We start from the raw sequence: 16,939 nt of genomic DNA, 5'->3' as shown, positions 1-16,939 counted from the left end.
ATGTTGAACTCTAAACCCCTTTTATTTACCTCGCTGTTTGCACTTACAATTTCGACGCAGCTCGCAGCATCGCCCTCATTGGCAGGCGGCTTTTGGGTTAACTATAGCTTTAACGAAGACACCCACGAAACCGACTTTGGCGACCAAGCAATTATTGGTTACTTGGATCGTGCAAAATCAGATCAGTCACCTTGGTTTTACTCTGCAGAATTTCGCCTAGGGCCCGGCAGTTTTACCGACGTTGATAACAATTCAAGCGGGCAAAAATACGTGATGCACAAAGCATGGCTAGGTTATGCTATCGATGACAATAACTCACTGACCTTTGGCAAAAGCCAAGTGCCATTTGGCTGGAAAACCGCTAATTTTTGGCCAGGGGACATGTTTTTAGCCGCTTACGGTGACCAAATGGATGTCGGCGTAAAATACCAAGGCGGCGTTAACCAATTCAATTACCAACTTGCCTATTATTTGGCTGATGACTGGGCAAGTAAATCAACCGACAGCACCGATGACAACCGCCACTGGGGCAGCAGCTCAACCTACCGAAAGGTAGACACCGCAGTTGTTGATTTTTCTTATACATTTAATAAGCAACACACCTTTGCCGCCTCCTACCAAAACGGTAAATTAGAGGAGCTGATCACAGGAGACAGACGTACCGATGGCGATCACAGCGCTTATGTAATTTATTACCAAGGCCAATTTGACCAGCTTACTACCAAACTCAGTTACATTGACGGTAAGCGCGATTTGCCACAAGCCTATCTTGCGGCCAACCCAGATGTCGCTAGCACAATCGACAACACCCGTTACGCAGGTGAACTTGGCTATACGTTGGGTGATTGGTATTTTGTATTAGATGTAACCTTAGCTAAATCAAACACCAATGGTGTAGACAGTGACACAGTTTATGCGTTTGCGCCGGGCGTGCGCTACGACTATGGCCCGGGTTGGTTATACCTTGAATACCTCAATCAAGATGCGTATTTCGACCGCAATATGCAAATCAATCAAGGGGACTTTGCGGCGTGGTACCTCACCTTCGATTACTACTGGTAAATACTAGAGCGTAACTTAGTAACAAATTACACTTACACCAAGGCAGATAACCAATATCTGCCTCAGCGTTTATTTTAACAATTCAATGCAAATATAACTAAAGTGCATTCTTTATTGCAGAAACCACTGAAACACAATCTTCGCGTGTCACATCTTTATGAAGTACCAAACGAATTTGCTCGCCTGGGCAAATATTAACGCCTTGACGATAAAGTGCGTCGACAAATTCAGTAACTGGCTTAGTTGCCTGATATTGCAAAAACACCATATTGGTTGCCTGCAATGTAACACTTATACCGTCGATATTAGACAGCTCTGTCGCTAAAAACTCGGCGTTTTTATGATCTTCAACCAAACGGTCAATATCGTTTTCTAGCGCATACAAACCTGCAGCTGCAACAATACCTGCTTGGCGCATGCCGCCACCAAGCATTTTACGCCATTTATGTGCTTCATGAATAAAGGCTTTTGAACCACATAGCACACTACCAAGCGGCGCACCGAGGCCTTTCGATAGGCAAATCGATACCGAATCCATTTGCGAGGTAATGTCTTTAATCGCAACTTGATGATGTACCGCGGCATTAAATACCCGCGCGCCATCTAAATGCAAACCTAAACCATGTTCGTCACAAAACTTGCGGGCGTCAGATAAATAAGCCATTGGCAGCGGTTTACCCGAAACCGTATTTTCAATCGACAAAAGACGCGTGCGTGCATAATGGTGATCGTTCGGCTTAATTTTTCGTTTAACTAATTCGAGTGACAAGCTACCATCTTTTTCAAACTCTATTGGCTGTGGCTGAATGCTGCCAAGCACTGCTGCACCGCCACCTTCATATTTATAGGTATGGGCGTCTTGACCAACAATGTATTCATCACCACGCTGACAATGGGCCATAAGAGCCAATAAATTACTTTGCGTGCCACTTGGCGCAAATAATGCGGCCTCGTGGCCGGTTAATTCTGCGGCTTTGCGTTGCAGCGCATTTACCGTAGGGTCGTCACCAAACACATCGTCACCTACAGGAGCACTGGCCATCAGTTCGCGCATTGTTGCACACGGTGTGGTTACGGTATCACTGCGTAAATCTATCATATTTTCATTGCTTTAAACTGGTTCTGAGAAGAACTCACTGTAGCGTGGCAACGCAACAAAGACAATTACATTGCGCTAATCACACAAAGCGTAATGCGAGCGATTCTCATCGCACAAAGGTTTACTTTACTTTAATGTTATAATATAACATACCTCGTTTTTTCTCAGTAACACTAAAACACTTGTTATCTTCAGTCCCGTTTTAGTGCTGTTTCATTCATTAATAACTTTTGGTTGTACAAGCATTATGCAAAACAACACTCTTAGTGTTTCGGCCTTAACCAAGCAGTTTGGCAACAAAACCGCAGTGAGCGAGTTAAGCTTTAACTTACATTCAGGCGAGGTTTACTGCCTACTTGGTTCTAACGGCGCCGGTAAAACAACAACGTTTAATATGCTTTTGGGCAATACTCATCCCGATGCAGGTGAAGTGCTGCTTAACGGCGAATCAATTTTTGCCAGCAATTTCAAATTAGATCAGCATATCTTTTATCTACCTGAAAACGTTAGTTTATACCCAGAGTTTTCAGCAGTAGAAAATCTTGCATACCTTGCGTCATTAGCATCGCTTGATGTTGATGACCGCACCCTGCGCGATGCACTTATCCAATGTGGCTTAAATCAAGAAGCGCTCGATAGACCAACGCGTTTTTACTCAAAAGGCATGCGCCAAAAAACCGCTATCGCATTGGCGCTATTAAAAAATGCCAACCTAATGCTACTTGATGAACCAACTAGCGGCCTTGATCCGGTTGCTACGCGCGAATTTGTCGCCTTAATTAAACAACTCGGCGAAAAAGGGGTAATGACCGTGATGATCACACACGATCTGAGTTGTGCTCATTTACTTGCAGATCGCATCAGTATTTTGCATCAAGGAAAACAAGTTGCCGAACTGCCGCAAAGCGAATCGTTCGAGTCACTTGAAAGCACCTATTTATCCCTTGTTTAACTGTTTATTTTCGGAGTAGTTTGTGAAAATCAGCCGCCTTCCTTTATCTCTGAGCACTATATCGATTGCACTTTGCGCTCAATTCGCTGTAGCAAATCAAGACAAATCACTTGAATCAATTGTGGTCATTGGTAAATCGTCTTCGGTTAGCTCATCTAACCTTGCGGGTTCATTTGATTATATGGGCCGTGAAGAAATTAGTTATCAACATATTGATGATTTAAAAGAATTATTTACTAAAGTGCCAGGAGTTTATCTCTCGCGTTTTAACCAAGGCATTGTGAATACCATTTTATCAATTCGTGGTTTTGCCGGAGACGGAGCCAGTCCTCACGCTAAATTATTGATCGACGGCATTCCAGCTAATATGCACGCAGGTTACGGTGAACTCGATCAGTTATTCCCGATTGCCATTGATCATATCGAAATGTTTCGTGCCACCAGCGATCCCCGTTATGGATTATTTAATATTGCCGGTAACTATCAAGTAAAATCGCGTAGTGATAGCAGTGCAGACCTAGAACTAACCCTAGGCAGCTTTAATACCCGTGAAATTCAAGGTTATTTTGGCCAAGAAGATGATACGTTATCACATAGCTACTCATTAGGTTATCGTAAAAATGAAGGCTATCGTGACCATACCGATATTACCAAAAAAGCCATTTCGGGCCGGTGGGACTGGCAATTAAATAGCGATTCAACACTTGGAGCAATCGCGCGCTATAGCCGATATGAAGGTTCAGCCCCAGGTTATTTGAGCGAACAAGAAGCAAGAGATAACCCAACCATGTCGGCTGATTATGCGAGCCAAGATGGTGGCGTTAAAGAAAATCATCACATTAGCCTGCATTACGATACCGCCATTAACAACCAAGTTGATTGGGCAGTAAAAGTTTATAGCCAAAACTTTCAGCGTAATCGTTGGGTACGTTTTTCAGCGCACAGTGATATTCAAAACCGCTTTGATGATCAAGATATGCTCGGTGCAATTTCAACGTTAACATGGCAAATTGACCCAAATTGGGCGCTGCTGTGGGGCGTTGACCTACAAAACGAAGAGATTATTGAACAACGTTTTGGCACAGTGGGTCAAACGCGAGAGCGTGATGATCAAGTTGTTAAGCGTAACCGTCAGTTTAGTTACGACACAAAAGGCAGTTACCTGCAACTTCAGCATCAGCCAAACGACAAACTGAACTGGAATGTAGCATTACGTGTTGATGACCTTTCAGGTGATTACAGCGAGTTTGCCGCAGATGGTACGCGCAGCGACCGTGAAATGTATGATTTTGACCTAGTTGTTCAACCTAAACTTAATGTGATTTACGCGCTCACCGATAACACAGCGGTATTTTTCAATACTGGCAGAAGCTTTCAACACCCAACGGGCAAAGCCGCGTTTACCAGTGGCGATATTAACGCCCGCGAAATGACACACAACGACGGTGCAGAAATCGGCTCGCAGTGGAGTGTTGATGCAGTTGAACTACGCGCTTCGTATTGGGTGCAAAAAGCCAAAAACGAGTTTGTATTAATTGATGGTGAACAAAAGAACGTTGGCAAAACAACGCGAAACGGTATTGATTTAGCGGGTAACTGGCAGGTATCTAACGCATTTACAGTATGGGCAAACTACTCGTATATCGATACTGAAATTGTCACGCCAAGTGATAGCGCAAACGTAACTAAAGGCAATCAATTAAGAAGTATTCCTGATTTTACCGCATCGCTTGGCGCAAGTTTCGACGCCACAGAAAAACTCGTTTTACGCGTTCACTTAGATGCCCAAGGCGATTATTACGTAAATGAAGAAAATGCCGGCAAAAAATACGGTGATTACACTTTGCTCAATGCCAGCGCCGATTACCATCTAGACTGGGCCACCATAAAGTTGCAGCTTAATAACCTCACTGATGAGTACTACGAATATGTATACGATTTTGGTGGTGTAGATAGCAACGGCGTGTACCAAACTGACACCGTTCATTCACCTGGCGATGGCCGTAATGCCAGCCTTTCCCTCTCTATGAGTTTCTAAATTATGTTAACAACAATAGTCAAACAAGAATGGCGGCGATTACGTCGCCACCGTTTAGCACAAGCCGTGTTAACTCTAGTTGTTGTATTGGTAAGTGTCATTGTATTGAGTCATTGGCAACTACAACAAAATGCCATTGATGCACAAAAAACATGGCAGCAAACCGCCGATGAATTTTGGCAAGCACAACCTGAGCGCCATCCGCACCGCGTTGCACACTACGGCCACGTGGTATTTCGCGAACACTCACCGCTTAGCTTTCTCGATGTTGGTGTCGCGCCATTTAATGGCAACTTCTTATTTTTAGAAGCACACAAACAAAATGCCAGCGCAATCAAAAGTTACCCGGTAAACGCCTCTAGCCTCGCAATTGGTTTTCCGTCTGTTGCCACCTTCTTTTGGTTTGTATGGCCATTGGTACTAATTATTTTGGCATACGGCGCAATTAGCGACGAAAAACAAATGAATCGCTACACTTGGCTGTTAAGCCTTGGCCTAACAAAACGTACATTAATGTCTGCCAAAGCGGTGTTTTACATCGTGTTAAGTACGATTATTGTGGCGTTTATTGCCTGCGTTGCCGCACTCTTTATTGCTTTAACTGCACATGTATCTGCCCAGCATTGGTCCTCTTTTGCAGCAATGATGGCGAGCTTTTGGTTATACAGCATTATGTGGGTGCTGATCATCGTTACTGTGTCGGCCGTTGCCAAAAACAACCTGCAAAGCTTGTTAAGCAGCTTAGCAGTTTGGCTGTTTATTTGTGTGCTCGTGCCAAAAATGGCTGCACCAATTGGGCAAAGCTTAGCGCCTGTTCCTGAGCACGCTAACTTTGTCAGTCAGCTGAAAAAAGATGTAAAGGCAGTCGGCGATTCGCACAATCCAAACGATCCATATTTCAATAGCTTTAAACAATCTGTACTTGACCAATATGGCGTAGATTCAATTGAAGAACTGCCCGTTAATTACAACGGCTTGATCATGGCCGAGGGCGAGCGCATCACAAGCGATATTTACCAGCGTCATTTACACACGTTAGAGCAAACCTTCGCAGAGCATGAACGCACCCATCAATGGTTATCATGGCTTTCTCCTACCCTAGTGCTAAGCAAAGTATCGGTGTTACTAAGCGGTAACGACCGCGCCAGTATTGATGAGTTTGCGAAACAAGCCGAAGCCTATCGTTTATCACTGATCCAAGCGCTCAATAAAGTGCATACTGAGCAGATTGATCACCATAACGATCGCGCGCAAAAAATAAGTGGCGATGTATGGCGTGATATGGCGCTGTTTGAATTTGAAATGAAACCTGCTCAGCTCCCGCTTAAAAACTTACTGCCGTTTTTAGTCTGGCTAGTGCTTATCGCTGGCCTGTTTTACCGTGTAGGAGCAGAGCAATCATGAATTTAGTTAACTTAGAACTAAAGCTGCTATTTAGAAATCGTGGATTTCTTTTGCAACTGGCGGTATACCTTGTTTTATCGCTTGGTGCGGTTGTTATTGGCTTTAATCATTACAACAAGCAACTTAGCGAAATCGAAAAACAACATCAGTTTGCTGCGGCAGACATAGCTCAGTGGCAAGCCGCTGGCGATAAAGCAACACCAGGTGGACTTGGTTACTATTTACATAGCCCTGCGGTTAAAACACCGAGCCCATGGTCAATTTTATTTAAAGGTGAAAGCCAAGAGTTACTCACCATCAATCGCATTCGTTTGTTAGCACTGCAAGGTCAGCTCTACAACGAACCAATAAATAACAGCGAACATTTGCGTCTTACATGGTTAGATTTAGGCTTTGTATGGGTTTATTTATTGCCATTGCTGATTGGCTTTATCACCGTAACGCGACTTGCTGAAGATAAACAAACTGGGCGCTGGCAGTTATTTTCTGCCAACCTATCAACTGGCAGTAAATTATTAATAACACGTATCGCTATTAGCGTAAGTGTGCTGTTTATCTTAAATGTATTGGTACTATTAGCGGCTACTGCTTTTACGGATATCACGCTATCGCTCGATACCGTGTGGTTAATCACTATTTTGTTTAGCTATATGCTGTTTTGGGCAAGTGTTAGTTATCTCATTAGCAAGTTGGTAAAACAGGCTAATTTATCGGTGCTGGCTTTTGTTGTGAGCTGGCTGGTACTCGCAATTGCCATACCTTCTGCGCGCTTTTCAAGCCAGCTAGACGTAAGCCAAAGTAATACTGGCGTATCGCTATTAATGACGCAGCGTCAAAGTATTAACGATAGCTGGGACCGAGATAAGCAAGCAGATCTCGACACCTTTTTAGCGGCTTATCCAAAATGGCAAGAAACCAGCAAGCTAGGCGAAGCATTCGACTGGAAATGGTATTACGCCATGCAAACGTTAAGTGACGATGCCGCCAAACCAATGGCAAATGATTACTTAGCCCATATTGAAAACGCCAACAAAGCCCCTGTTTTTAGGGCTCTATCGCCTGTGCTGAATGTGGATTTATTGCTAACCCGCCTTGCCAATACCGATAGGCAAAGCGATTTAGATATGAAAGCGCAAGTAACTGATTGGTATAACAAACTAAAAGACCACTGGTACCCTTACCTATTTTTTAATAAAGCGTATTCACCGCAAGCCATTGCCGATGCACCAAAGTTTAGCTATTTGGCAAATACAGCTAAAGATGCGCTGCAATTGCTGTGGTTGTTGTTACTTACTGCGTGTTTAATTGCGCTAAGTTACAACCGCAAATCCTAGTTCCAATTCTAGCCAAAAATTGGATTCTGTTGTCACACCCAAAGGAAGCATTTGCTTCCTTTTTTTATTGCACTTACACCTTGACTTAAAGCTGACTTGAAGTTGCAAAATTCCCTTTTAGTTGAGAATTAAGGATAAAATGATGACTTCAATCTTATTAAATAGCCTGATAATTGGTGTAGGCGCTACGCTTGTAATGGATTTGATCGCTTGGTTATGTTTGCGATTATTCGCTATTCAGCCATTAAATTATGCTTTTGTCGGACGTTGGTTAATCGGTATCACGCGTGGAAAACTGCGTCATAATCCGATTATGGCATCACCAAATGAAAAGCATGAACTTGCCATTGGTTGGTTTTGCCATTATGCAATTGGGGTTATTTACGCATATATGTATTTGATACTAGCGAACATACTCACGCTTAGCGCTGGCAATATAGCATTATTATTACTATTTACGCTCTCAACGCTGGTAATGCCCTTTTTTGTTATGCAACCGTGTTTTGGTTTTGGCATCGCTGCCAGTAAAACACCACTCCCGCTGCAAGTCAGACTAAAAAGCCTGCTCGCACATTTGTCATTTGGTGCTGGGCTTTACATTATGATCTTGTTGCTGCTCAGCTAAATGGTAGCAAGCACCTAACTCTAGAAACCCCATTGACAGATACATTGGCAGGCCAGCTTGCGAGGCCTGCAAACTAATAAAATCGCAACTATTTTGCTCTGCAAACCACAGTAAGTGCTGCATTATTGCCTTGCCAATGCCTTTGCCTTGGTAACGTTTTGGCACGCCAACTTGATGAACACCTAGCGTGTGATTAGTGATATAGGCGATGGCTGTTCCGCAAATTTCACCATTTTCAATGTAGGCGAAAATTGTTGCATTGCTATCACAAAGTAGTGGCCGCAAGGTTTTATAATCAATCAAATAACCAAAAGCCTCACCGCATATGTTGGCCCACTGTTTTAAGCGCTCTTCTGACGTTATGCGTTCAATATACTTATTCGAGACTGCGAGTTTTTGCGTACCTTCAAGACCCATTGCAATCAGTTTATTACGGTAGTTCTCACGTTGAAAATCATTAGGTTCAATGGTTACACATACATGTTGCTGCCACGCATTTTGGTCAATTGCCTTAAAATCGCTGCGCCATACTTTGTTTGGCCAGCTTGTGTGACGATGCACATTCGAAGCTTTAGTATGCGCTAATGTTGACCAAAACTGGTGTAAATTTGCGAGGTTCCTATCTAATAACATAATCAATTTAGTCCTTATTTATCAATACAATGCCAGCAATCAACAACACAGTGCCTAACGCTTTGGTAATACTAATGAGCTTTTGTGGACTATCAAATAAGCCAAAGTGGCTAATTAACATAGCGAAGATAATTTGCCCAGTTAACGCGTAACTCATTAAATTGCCTACCCCCATTTTGGGAATAAGCCAATACATGCTACCAACGCCTAAAACACTTAATACACATGACCCCCACAAGTACCAAGGCACATTGCTCAGTTGTACATTTTGCAACGTGACCGAGAGCGTTTTTGCATTGATTACCAAAAGCACCAGCGAAACCAATATAAAACTGGTTAAAAATGCATAACTTGTTGCCAGCCATGAGCTTTTTAATAGTTGCCCTAAGCGCGCATTCATCGCAGCTTGCATTGCAATACACGCCCCTGCGATAAAAGCGACAGGCCAAAGGGCGTTCATAATAGACTCACTAATTGATTTATTGGCTTACGATATTTTGCTCTCAGCGCACTATGGTCGTCTCTGCTACGAATGCCTACAGGACATAATATTTCAGCGTTTAACCCACGCTCTGTCAGCCCAAGGGCATCACTTACTGCTTTTTGATCAAAGCCTGTCATTGGGCACGCATCAATGTGATTTATTGCAGCACAACTGAGCAATTTGCCAAGCGCGATATAACATTGGTTGGCACTCCATTTTTGTTGCTCAGATGGTGAGAGCGATAACAAATCACCACTAATGGTTTGCTTGTAGCCCGCTAGTTTTTCAACATCAATTTGCTGATTTTTTGCAAGCGCCGAAATATAGCTATCAATATCATGCTGTGAAGTGGATACACGGTTTGCTAACACCAATAAGTGTGAGCACTGTGCAATTTTATCTTGCCCGTAACTAAACGGCACTAGCTGCTGTTTAATGTGTTCCTTGCTTATCACAAGTAACTCATAGGGCTGCATGCCATAAGAGCTTGCGCTCAAATGCACGCTATCGATAAGTGGTTGCAACTGCGCTTGTGAGAGTTTTTGTGAAGAAAATTTATTGACCGCGTAGCGCCAATTAAGTGAATTAATAAAGTCCATTGCCTTGCCCTTGTTTAAGTTGATACGGCAAGGTTACGCACTATTTATTCTTATCTCCTTTACATATGTTGATAAACCAAAATTATTTTAAATCTTTTTTAATGCGACTTAGCTGAGTCGGCGTAATACCTAAGTAACTGGCGATATGATACTGCGTTAAGCGGTTGATTATTGGGTTAAACTCTTCAAAAAAATTTAAGTAACGTTGTTTTGCTTCAAATTGCAAATAGCCGATTTCTTTTGGCTCTTTTTCAAGTAACCAATGGGTTTCAAGGTAATTAATATGAAATGCCATCAACTCATTATTTTCAAACATCGCTTGGCGAAATTGCTTAAAGTCTATTTCTAAAATCTCGCTTTTTTCGAGGGCATCGATTGCCATAAAGCTTGGCTTATTAGTAAGTAACGCTGTCATACTGCCGGGAAATCGCCCTTCAGCAAAAAAGGTTTTGTTAAATGCATTACCTTGCTCGTCAATAACATATGCGCGCATCAACCCACGGTGCAAAAACGCAAAGTGGCTAGGAGTTTGGCCAATCTCATATAGCACTTCGCCCTTTTCTACCGTGCGTGATCGCGTGCAATTTTTATAAGCCAAAAACGCTTCTTCGCTAAGGGAATAATAGTTGTTTAACGTGGTTTTAAGGTGAGATATTGCATCCAAAACAAATACAGCCAAATCGAAATAGTAACGCCAGTTTAACGCACTCACACTAGAGCGTTAAGCCATTGTTTATAAATAAATGACGCTTATTAATTTGTGGTTCCATTACTCGCTAGCAATGGATTAAACCATCTCAATTCGCAGCAATCTCAAACGCAAATTTTAACATTATTGTAACAAATTTCATTTAGCTTATACTGTTGGTTGATTTATCGTCAAAAACACGTTTAAAGGACACACTATGATTTACGGAAAATGGCAAAAGCTACTGCTTGCAAGTAGCCTAATGAGTGTTACAGGGGCGAGTTTCGCTACTGTAAACAATGGTGATTTTGAAACTTGGACAAGTAACACACCAAGTGCTTGGTCTACTATTGATAGCGGTATTACACTTGCACCAGAAAGCAATATTGTAAAATCGGGCAGTTATGCCGCAAAAGTAACGGTAAATACCGCATCGCAAAGTAGCACAGATATACGTCAAAGCGTTGCTGTTGAAGCGGGTCAAACCTATCAATTTTCTACTTGGGTTTATCACACTGAAGGCGGTATAAAAGCGCGCTTAGTTGTTGATGGCTATCAAAATTATTCTAATGCAGCCGTTACACAACAATGGCAGCAAATAAGCTACCAATACACTGCATCAACAACCACAAACATTGATGTGGGTTTGCGTTTTTATGATGTAAGCGGGTTTGATGGCAGCGAAGTGGTTTATGTTGATGCCTTTTTACCTTTTTCAGGCAGCACACCGCCACCAAGTACTGGCTGTAATGATTATAGCGTATCACTGTCGCTACAAACCGACAGTTACGGCGAAGAAACAAGCTGGCAAATTACCAATAGCCAAAACAATGTAGTTGAATCTGGCAACGGGTATCAAGCAAACACCCAATACAACCAAGATATGTGTTTAGCATCAGGCGACTACAGCTTCACCATTTTTGATAGCTATGGCGATGGCATTTGCTGCAACCACGGTAACGGCAGTTACAGTTTAACCAATGCAAGTACTGTGTTAGCAAGTGGTGCAAGCTTTCAAAGTTCACAAACAACAGCGTTTACACTTGGCGGCTCAACCGACCCTGAACCTCCAACAACGCCAACAGGTTATTATGCATCAACCCAAGGGCTAACAGGTTTTGCGCTAAAAACCGAGCTACATAATATTATCAAAAGTCATAATTCACGTGGCTACTCAGCTATTTGGGGATTTTACGATAGCGCATCTCGCGATAAATATTTCGAGAACGACAACACCATTCTCGATAGATACTCTGAAAACCCAACCGGCCAAGATAGCTACAATTATATTGCTGTTACCAACCAATGCGGCAGTTACAATAGCGAAGCCGATTGCTACAACCGCGAACACTCTTTCCCGAAAAGCTGGTTTGGTGGCAAAGTAGAGCCAATGAATTCAGATATTCACCATATTTTTGCAACCGATGGTTATGTCAACGCAAAACGTGGCAGCTATCCATTTGGTGAAGTCAGCAGCGCTAGTTTTGTGTCAAACAATGGCAGTAAACTCGGTAGCGCTGCCTCATCAACAGGTTATAACGGTACTGTATTTGAACCGATTGACGAGTTTAAAGGTGACTTTGCACGCGCCTATTTTTACATGGCAACGCGTTATCAAAACGTGATTGGCTCATGGCAAGGAAATAGCAGCAGCGCCAATGATGTGCTAAATGGTACAACTAATCAGGTATTTGAAAACTGGGTAGTGGCACTTTTATTAAAGTGGCACAACAATGACCCTGTAAGCCAACTTGAGCGTGACCGCAACCAAGCAGCTTATGATTACCAAGGTAACCGCAACCCATTTGTCGACCACCCTGAATTTGTTGATATGATTTGGTAAAACGCCATTTTTCACGCAACAAGTAAAAGCAAAAAAAAGCTAACGTATTCCGTTAGCTTTTTTCTTTAAAGTATAAGCACTAGCAGCTTGCATCCGCCGCTTTTACTGCACTACAGGAACTGCTGTCATCACTTTATTTGTTGTTTCTTGTGGCCCAACATTTGCTGCACCACCAAGAATATAAAGATTACCTTTTAGCGTAACACTACCGTGTCCATGAAGTGTGTTAGGCAAACTAGCAAGCGCCGTCCACCTATCAAGGGCTGGGTCGTATTGCCATACTGAATCGAGCGCCTTGCCAGCGCGCCAATCACCATTATTTGCAAAGACTTCACCACCTGTAACAATAATTTTATCATCTACCACACTTGCCGAAAGCCCAGCAGCAGCAACGGGTAACGGCGCAACCTCAGACCACGAATCGGTGCTTGCGTCGTAAACTTCTACATTACTTAGTGCTTTCGCATCTTGCCCTGAAGTACGCCCACCAATCACGTAAATTCTATCGCCAATTACCGCGCTAGCGGCCGAATTTCTGGCTATCGTGAGCGGTTTTGCTTTTCGCCAATACGCATTGCTCACTAACACATAATGCGATGTGCTATCTATGTGTTTGCCAGTGTCAGGTGACAACGTTTTACCACCAATTACATGAATGTTTTGCGAAACATTAGCATAAACCGACTCAGACAATGGGATCGGCAGTGACGCACTCTTGCGCCAACGCTGCAAATTACCATCTAGACGAAATACCGAGCGCTGAATTTGCCAAGCGTTTTCTTTATTGCCAGTAAAACCACCAATGGCATATAAGTAATGATGATTACTTACCATACCGAGATGATGTCTGGGCTCAGGTAAATCTGGGGCATTTTGCCAACGCGCTCGGGCAGGATTTAAAATAAATACTTTATCACTTGGCCCTAAACCAAAAAAAGAGGGTGTTTTAGAAGGCGTAAAACCGCCGCCAACCACAATGCGCTCCTCAAATACTGCAGGATAAATTTCTTGTAACGCAATCGGTAATTCAGGCGCATCAAGCCACTGTATTTGCTGCGTAGTGTCAGTTGGAGAATTGGCTTGGTTTGCAGCAAGTGAACTGCTGAATAAAGCCATAGAGGTAAGTAGTAATAACATGTGACCGGCAGAAAAAAGACGCATCTAAATTCCTTAAAAAGTGTTCTGTAGTTTGTACGTAAGCAACCAACTACAAGTTCATCTGTAATCAAATGATTAATAACTAGAATTAGTTAGAAAAATACAGATATTTGTCACTTTATATTAAGCCGTAATTGAGATCTAGCTAAATCTAAACCCACTAAAAAAAGGTCATCAGTTAGGTACGCAATAAATACCAAAACGGCAATATTAGCGAGTGCGAAGCTCGCCAATATTGCCGCTTCATTACACATTAACCTACAAGGCGTGTTTAGTAAGGTAAGCTTTAAAGTCATCACAACCGCCAATATGCTCACCATCAATAAAAATTTGGGGAACCGTTTTACGACCACTTAACAACACCATTTGCTTAAACTCATGCGAATTGTGGGTGACATCAATCTCTTCATATTGCCAATTTAAACCATCCATCAATGATTTCGCCGTTTTACAGTAGGGACAATAATCTTTTGCATAAATCTTAATCTTGCTCATTGGAGGAGTTCCTGTTTGATTAAATTTCAATACCAAGTTTAAATAGGGGCTTACTCTAAGAACATGTCGCATCTGATTAAATTTATGTCTGAAAGTCCGAATATTTACCTAAATGATCCTGATCCGCTCAGCGTATTGCTAAAGCGTTTGTCGTTAAACGCCGAAGTGTATGTAAACGGTGATTTTTGTGGCACGTGGGCGGTCGATACATCAGGCAGTCGGCGAATACCATTTCACTTGATTGGTAAAGGTGAAGCGTGGCTACATATGGGCGATGAAAAGCACAAGTTAAACGCCCGCGATTTGGTTATTTTTCCTCATGATCATCAGCATATTATTGCCAACAGTGCAGCAACACCTCTGCCGCATTTAATCAATGCGCCAATGAGTAATGATGGCGAAACCACCAATATGGTGTGCGGCTTTTTCGAGTTTAAAAACACCCTTATCAATCCATTATTAGATGCAATGCCAAGCGTTATTCATTTGCCTGCAACACCCAGTAACAGTAAAGCCCTTGCCCTCATTGATTTAATGATTATGGAATTAAGTGAATCACGCGCTGGCTGCTACACAGTTGTGGATCAGCTTGCCTATTTATTGTTTGTTGAAGTGTTACGCGTACAAGTAGAAAGCGACAAACTGCAAAGCGGCTTATTGGTTGCGCTTTTTGACTCACGTATTGGTAGCGCGTTAAACGCTATTCACCAACAGCCAGAGCATAACTGGAATTTGGCACAGCTTGCAGAAAAAGCCGCCATGAGTCGCTCTAATTTTGCCGATAAATTTAGCAAGTTAGTAGGCAGTAGTCCGATGAATTATTTAATAAAATGGCGGATGATCAACGCGCGAAAATTACTGATCACGAGCGATTTGACCATCGCCCAAATTGCAGAGCAAAGCGGCTATGAATCGGAAGCCGCATTTCGTAAAGCGTATAAACAACATCAAGGGCACGCACCTGGCAGTGTGCGAAATGGTGCCCACTAACGATTACAGCTCGCTTGGGTTAGTTAATTCAACCGTTGGCCATAAATTATTTGCTTCAGAAATATGTTTAGGTACGGCTTTTGCCCATGCTTTGTAAACATCTTGGTTTTTATTTACAAACAATTTGCCATCAACAATTTCAAATGCCTTTCCGTCTATTTCAAACTTTTTGCCAAAGGTCATGCCGTAGGCACAAAAACCACCATATTGTGGTGCGTATTTTTCTGGGTTTTGTGTAAATAAATCACGATTTTCGGCAGATTTAAAACGATAAATTGCATCGTTATAAACGGCGGTAAAATCGGCACTACCTAACACCGGCTTGCCTTCAGTAAAATAACCAATCACATCGTGACCCGCTAAAATTACGCCGTTTTTGTCGGTTTCAGTGTCGTAGCCTGCTTCAGCAAAGCTCGAAAGGCCAATAAAAGCCACCGCTAAAATTGTTTTTAATGAATGAGAAAATGTCATAACACGTGCTCCTAATGCGTTTTTGTTAATGCTTAGAAATGATACGTGCACTCATTTAGTCAAACTATATCCAAAAAAACTGAAATTATGTCCGAAAATCCGAACCTCACTTTCAGCTTTTTTGGCGGGTGATTACTGTTTCTTATTGATTAAGGCATCAATTTTTGCCTCAAGGCGTAATATATCTTCTTTGGTGGCAAAGGTTTGCTCTGGCTTGCCTTCTTCTTCGTGCATTACTTGCATTGCATCAACAATAATACCAATAAACAAGTTAAGCACCGCAAAGCTGGTGATAATAATAAACGGCACAAAGAACAGCCAAGATTGCGGGAACAACTCCATTGTTGGGCGCACAATCCCCATAGACCAGCTTTCTAACGTCATTACTTGAAACAAGGTGTACGCCGACGCACCAATACTGCCAAACCATTCTTGCATATTCGCATCTGGGTGTTGGCCAAACAGCTTAGTAGCAAGTACCGCGTAAACATAAAAGATAATACCCAGTACGCCAATTACCGACGCCATACCTGGCAGTGAGTGACCCAACGCACCAATTACACGGCGCATTTGTGGCACCACCGAAAACAGCCTTAACACCCGTAAAATCCTAAACGCACGCAGTACCGATAACGCCCCGCTGGTTGGTGCCCACGAAATTGCCACAATTAAAAAGTCGAACCAATTCCAGCCTGATTTAAAAAAGCGCAGCCGATACACAATCAGTTTAAGTGCCAGCTCTATGGTAAATATGATTAAAATAATAAAATCTAACGCGTGCAGTATGTTTGCGTTTTGCTTACCAAATTGTGTGGTTTCCAAACCTAACGTAACGGCATTAAATAAAATAACCGCCACTAAAAAGTTATTGAACAGCTTATTTTCAACTAAGGTTGTTAACTTAGAAAGAAAGGGATTTGTTGATTCCATTTAAGTGTAAATTTATAAACTAACTTATGATTTGCATAATCTGGTTTTAAAAGACGTTTTTCAAGCCTCAATCTAGCAATAACAAGCAAATACAACCATTGCCACCAGCTTAAGTATGCCGAACATTTTAGGTA

At 42.4% G+C, this 16,939-nt stretch carries 17 protein-coding genes; 8 read left to right on the top strand and 9 right to left on the bottom strand.

Translation table 11 applies throughout. The features are described 5' to 3' along the window. Nucleotides 1-1,062 (top strand): hypothetical protein, encoded by a 1,062-nt coding sequence (locus PSPO_RS15440; protein ID WP_010558259.1) that lies wholly within the window; start codon nucleotides 1-3, stop codon nucleotides 1,060-1,062. Between the two features lie 97 nt (nucleotides 1,063-1,159). Here PSPO_RS15440 and ltaE read toward each other — a convergent pair whose 3' ends face one another. Further along, nucleotides 1,160-2,161: a low-specificity L-threonine aldolase gene (gene ltaE / locus PSPO_RS15435; RefSeq protein WP_010558260.1), complete on the bottom strand. Its 1,002-nt coding sequence runs from the start codon at nucleotides 2,159-2,161 to the stop codon at nucleotides 1,160-1,162. Between the two features lie 247 nt (nucleotides 2,162-2,408). Between ltaE and PSPO_RS15430 the strand changes: the two genes are divergently transcribed. The 5 genes from PSPO_RS15430 to PSPO_RS15410 all read left to right on the top strand — a co-directional run bounded on the left by PSPO_RS15430 (nucleotide 2,409) and on the right by PSPO_RS15410 (nucleotide 8,514). After that, on the top strand, nucleotides 2,409-3,113 hold the full coding sequence (locus PSPO_RS15430) for an ABC transporter ATP-binding protein (RefSeq protein ID WP_010558261.1): 705 nt from the start codon (nucleotides 2,409-2,411) through the stop codon (nucleotides 3,111-3,113). A gap of 22 nt (nucleotides 3,114-3,135) precedes the next feature. After that, entirely contained in the window at nucleotides 3,136-5,151 is a 2,016-nt protein-coding gene (locus tag PSPO_RS15425; protein WP_010558262.1) for a TonB-dependent receptor, read from the top strand. Between the two features lie 3 nt (nucleotides 5,152-5,154). Continuing rightward, complete coding sequence (locus PSPO_RS15420; protein WP_010558263.1) at nucleotides 5,155-6,555, top strand: DUF3526 domain-containing protein; 1,401 nt, start codon at nucleotides 5,155-5,157, stop codon at nucleotides 6,553-6,555. Then, nucleotides 6,552-7,889, top strand: a complete 1,338-nt coding sequence (locus PSPO_RS15415) for a DUF3526 domain-containing protein (RefSeq protein WP_010558264.1) — start codon at nucleotides 6,552-6,554, stop codon at nucleotides 7,887-7,889. Before PSPO_RS15420 ends, PSPO_RS15415 begins: the two co-directional genes overlap by 4 nt. Before the next feature lie 142 nt (nucleotides 7,890-8,031). After that, nucleotides 8,032-8,514: a DUF2938 family protein gene (locus PSPO_RS15410; protein WP_010558265.1), complete on the top strand. Its 483-nt coding sequence runs from the start codon at nucleotides 8,032-8,034 to the stop codon at nucleotides 8,512-8,514. On the opposite strand, the gene PSPO_RS15405 is transcribed toward PSPO_RS15410, so the two are convergent. The 4 genes from PSPO_RS15405 to PSPO_RS15390 form a co-directional block, all read right to left on the bottom strand. Further along, entirely contained in the window at nucleotides 8,467-9,147 is a 681-nt protein-coding gene (locus PSPO_RS15405; RefSeq protein ID WP_010558266.1) for a GNAT family N-acetyltransferase, read from the bottom strand. The two genes, PSPO_RS15410 and PSPO_RS15405, sit on opposite strands and share 48 nt — an antisense overlap. Before the next feature lie 7 nt (nucleotides 9,148-9,154). Next, a complete protein-coding gene (locus PSPO_RS15400; RefSeq protein WP_010558267.1) occupies nucleotides 9,155-9,607 on the bottom strand; it encodes a DMT family transporter in 453 nt (150 codons plus the stop codon). Then, a complete protein-coding gene (locus tag PSPO_RS15395) occupies nucleotides 9,604-10,230 on the bottom strand; it encodes a nitroreductase family protein (RefSeq protein ID WP_010558268.1) in 627 nt (208 codons plus the stop codon). Before PSPO_RS15395 ends, PSPO_RS15400 begins: the two co-directional genes overlap by 4 nt. An 82-nt stretch (nucleotides 10,231-10,312) precedes the next feature. Further along, on the bottom strand, nucleotides 10,313-10,942 hold the full coding sequence (locus PSPO_RS15390) for a Crp/Fnr family transcriptional regulator (RefSeq protein WP_010558269.1): 630 nt from the start codon (nucleotides 10,940-10,942) through the stop codon (nucleotides 10,313-10,315). A gap of 193 nt (nucleotides 10,943-11,135) precedes the next feature. Between PSPO_RS15390 and PSPO_RS15385 the strand changes: the two genes are divergently transcribed. Beyond that, nucleotides 11,136-12,761: an endonuclease gene (locus tag PSPO_RS15385; protein ID WP_010558270.1), complete on the top strand. Its 1,626-nt coding sequence runs from the start codon at nucleotides 11,136-11,138 to the stop codon at nucleotides 12,759-12,761. Between the two features lie 102 nt (nucleotides 12,762-12,863). Here the strand turns inward: PSPO_RS15385 and PSPO_RS15380 are convergent, their stop codons facing one another. Together PSPO_RS15380 and PSPO_RS15375 are read right to left on the bottom strand one after the other, a co-directional pair. Next, nucleotides 12,864-13,922, bottom strand: a complete 1,059-nt coding sequence (locus PSPO_RS15380) for a Kelch repeat-containing protein (protein WP_010558271.1) — start codon at nucleotides 13,920-13,922, stop codon at nucleotides 12,864-12,866. 255 nt (nucleotides 13,923-14,177) lie between these two features. Continuing rightward, a complete protein-coding gene (locus tag PSPO_RS15375) occupies nucleotides 14,178-14,414 on the bottom strand; it encodes a glutaredoxin domain-containing protein (protein ID WP_010558272.1) in 237 nt (78 codons plus the stop codon). A 63-nt stretch (nucleotides 14,415-14,477) separates the two neighbouring features. Here PSPO_RS15375 and PSPO_RS15370 point away from each other — a divergent pair, with 63 nt between their 5' ends. After that, on the top strand, nucleotides 14,478-15,404 hold the full coding sequence (locus PSPO_RS15370) for an AraC family transcriptional regulator (RefSeq protein WP_010558273.1): 927 nt from the start codon (nucleotides 14,478-14,480) through the stop codon (nucleotides 15,402-15,404). Nucleotides 15,405-15,407: 3 nt separating this feature from the next. Here the strand turns inward: PSPO_RS15370 and PSPO_RS15365 are convergent, their stop codons facing one another. Together PSPO_RS15365 and PSPO_RS15360 are read right to left on the bottom strand one after the other, a co-directional pair. After that, nucleotides 15,408-15,875: a YHS domain-containing (seleno)protein gene (locus PSPO_RS15365; protein ID WP_010558274.1), complete on the bottom strand. Its 468-nt coding sequence runs from the start codon at nucleotides 15,873-15,875 to the stop codon at nucleotides 15,408-15,410. Between the two features lie 132 nt (nucleotides 15,876-16,007). Further along, complete coding sequence (locus PSPO_RS15360; protein WP_010558275.1) at nucleotides 16,008-16,805, bottom strand: ion transporter; 798 nt, start codon at nucleotides 16,803-16,805, stop codon at nucleotides 16,008-16,010. Nucleotides 16,806-16,939: the final 134 nt, after the last annotated feature.

Source organism: Pseudoalteromonas spongiae UST010723-006, from assembly GCF_000238255.3.
In the GTDB taxonomy this organism is placed as follows: Bacteria; Pseudomonadota; Gammaproteobacteria; order Enterobacterales; family Alteromonadaceae; genus Pseudoalteromonas; species Pseudoalteromonas spongiae.
This window is presented reverse-complemented; position numbering and strand designations above follow the sequence as displayed.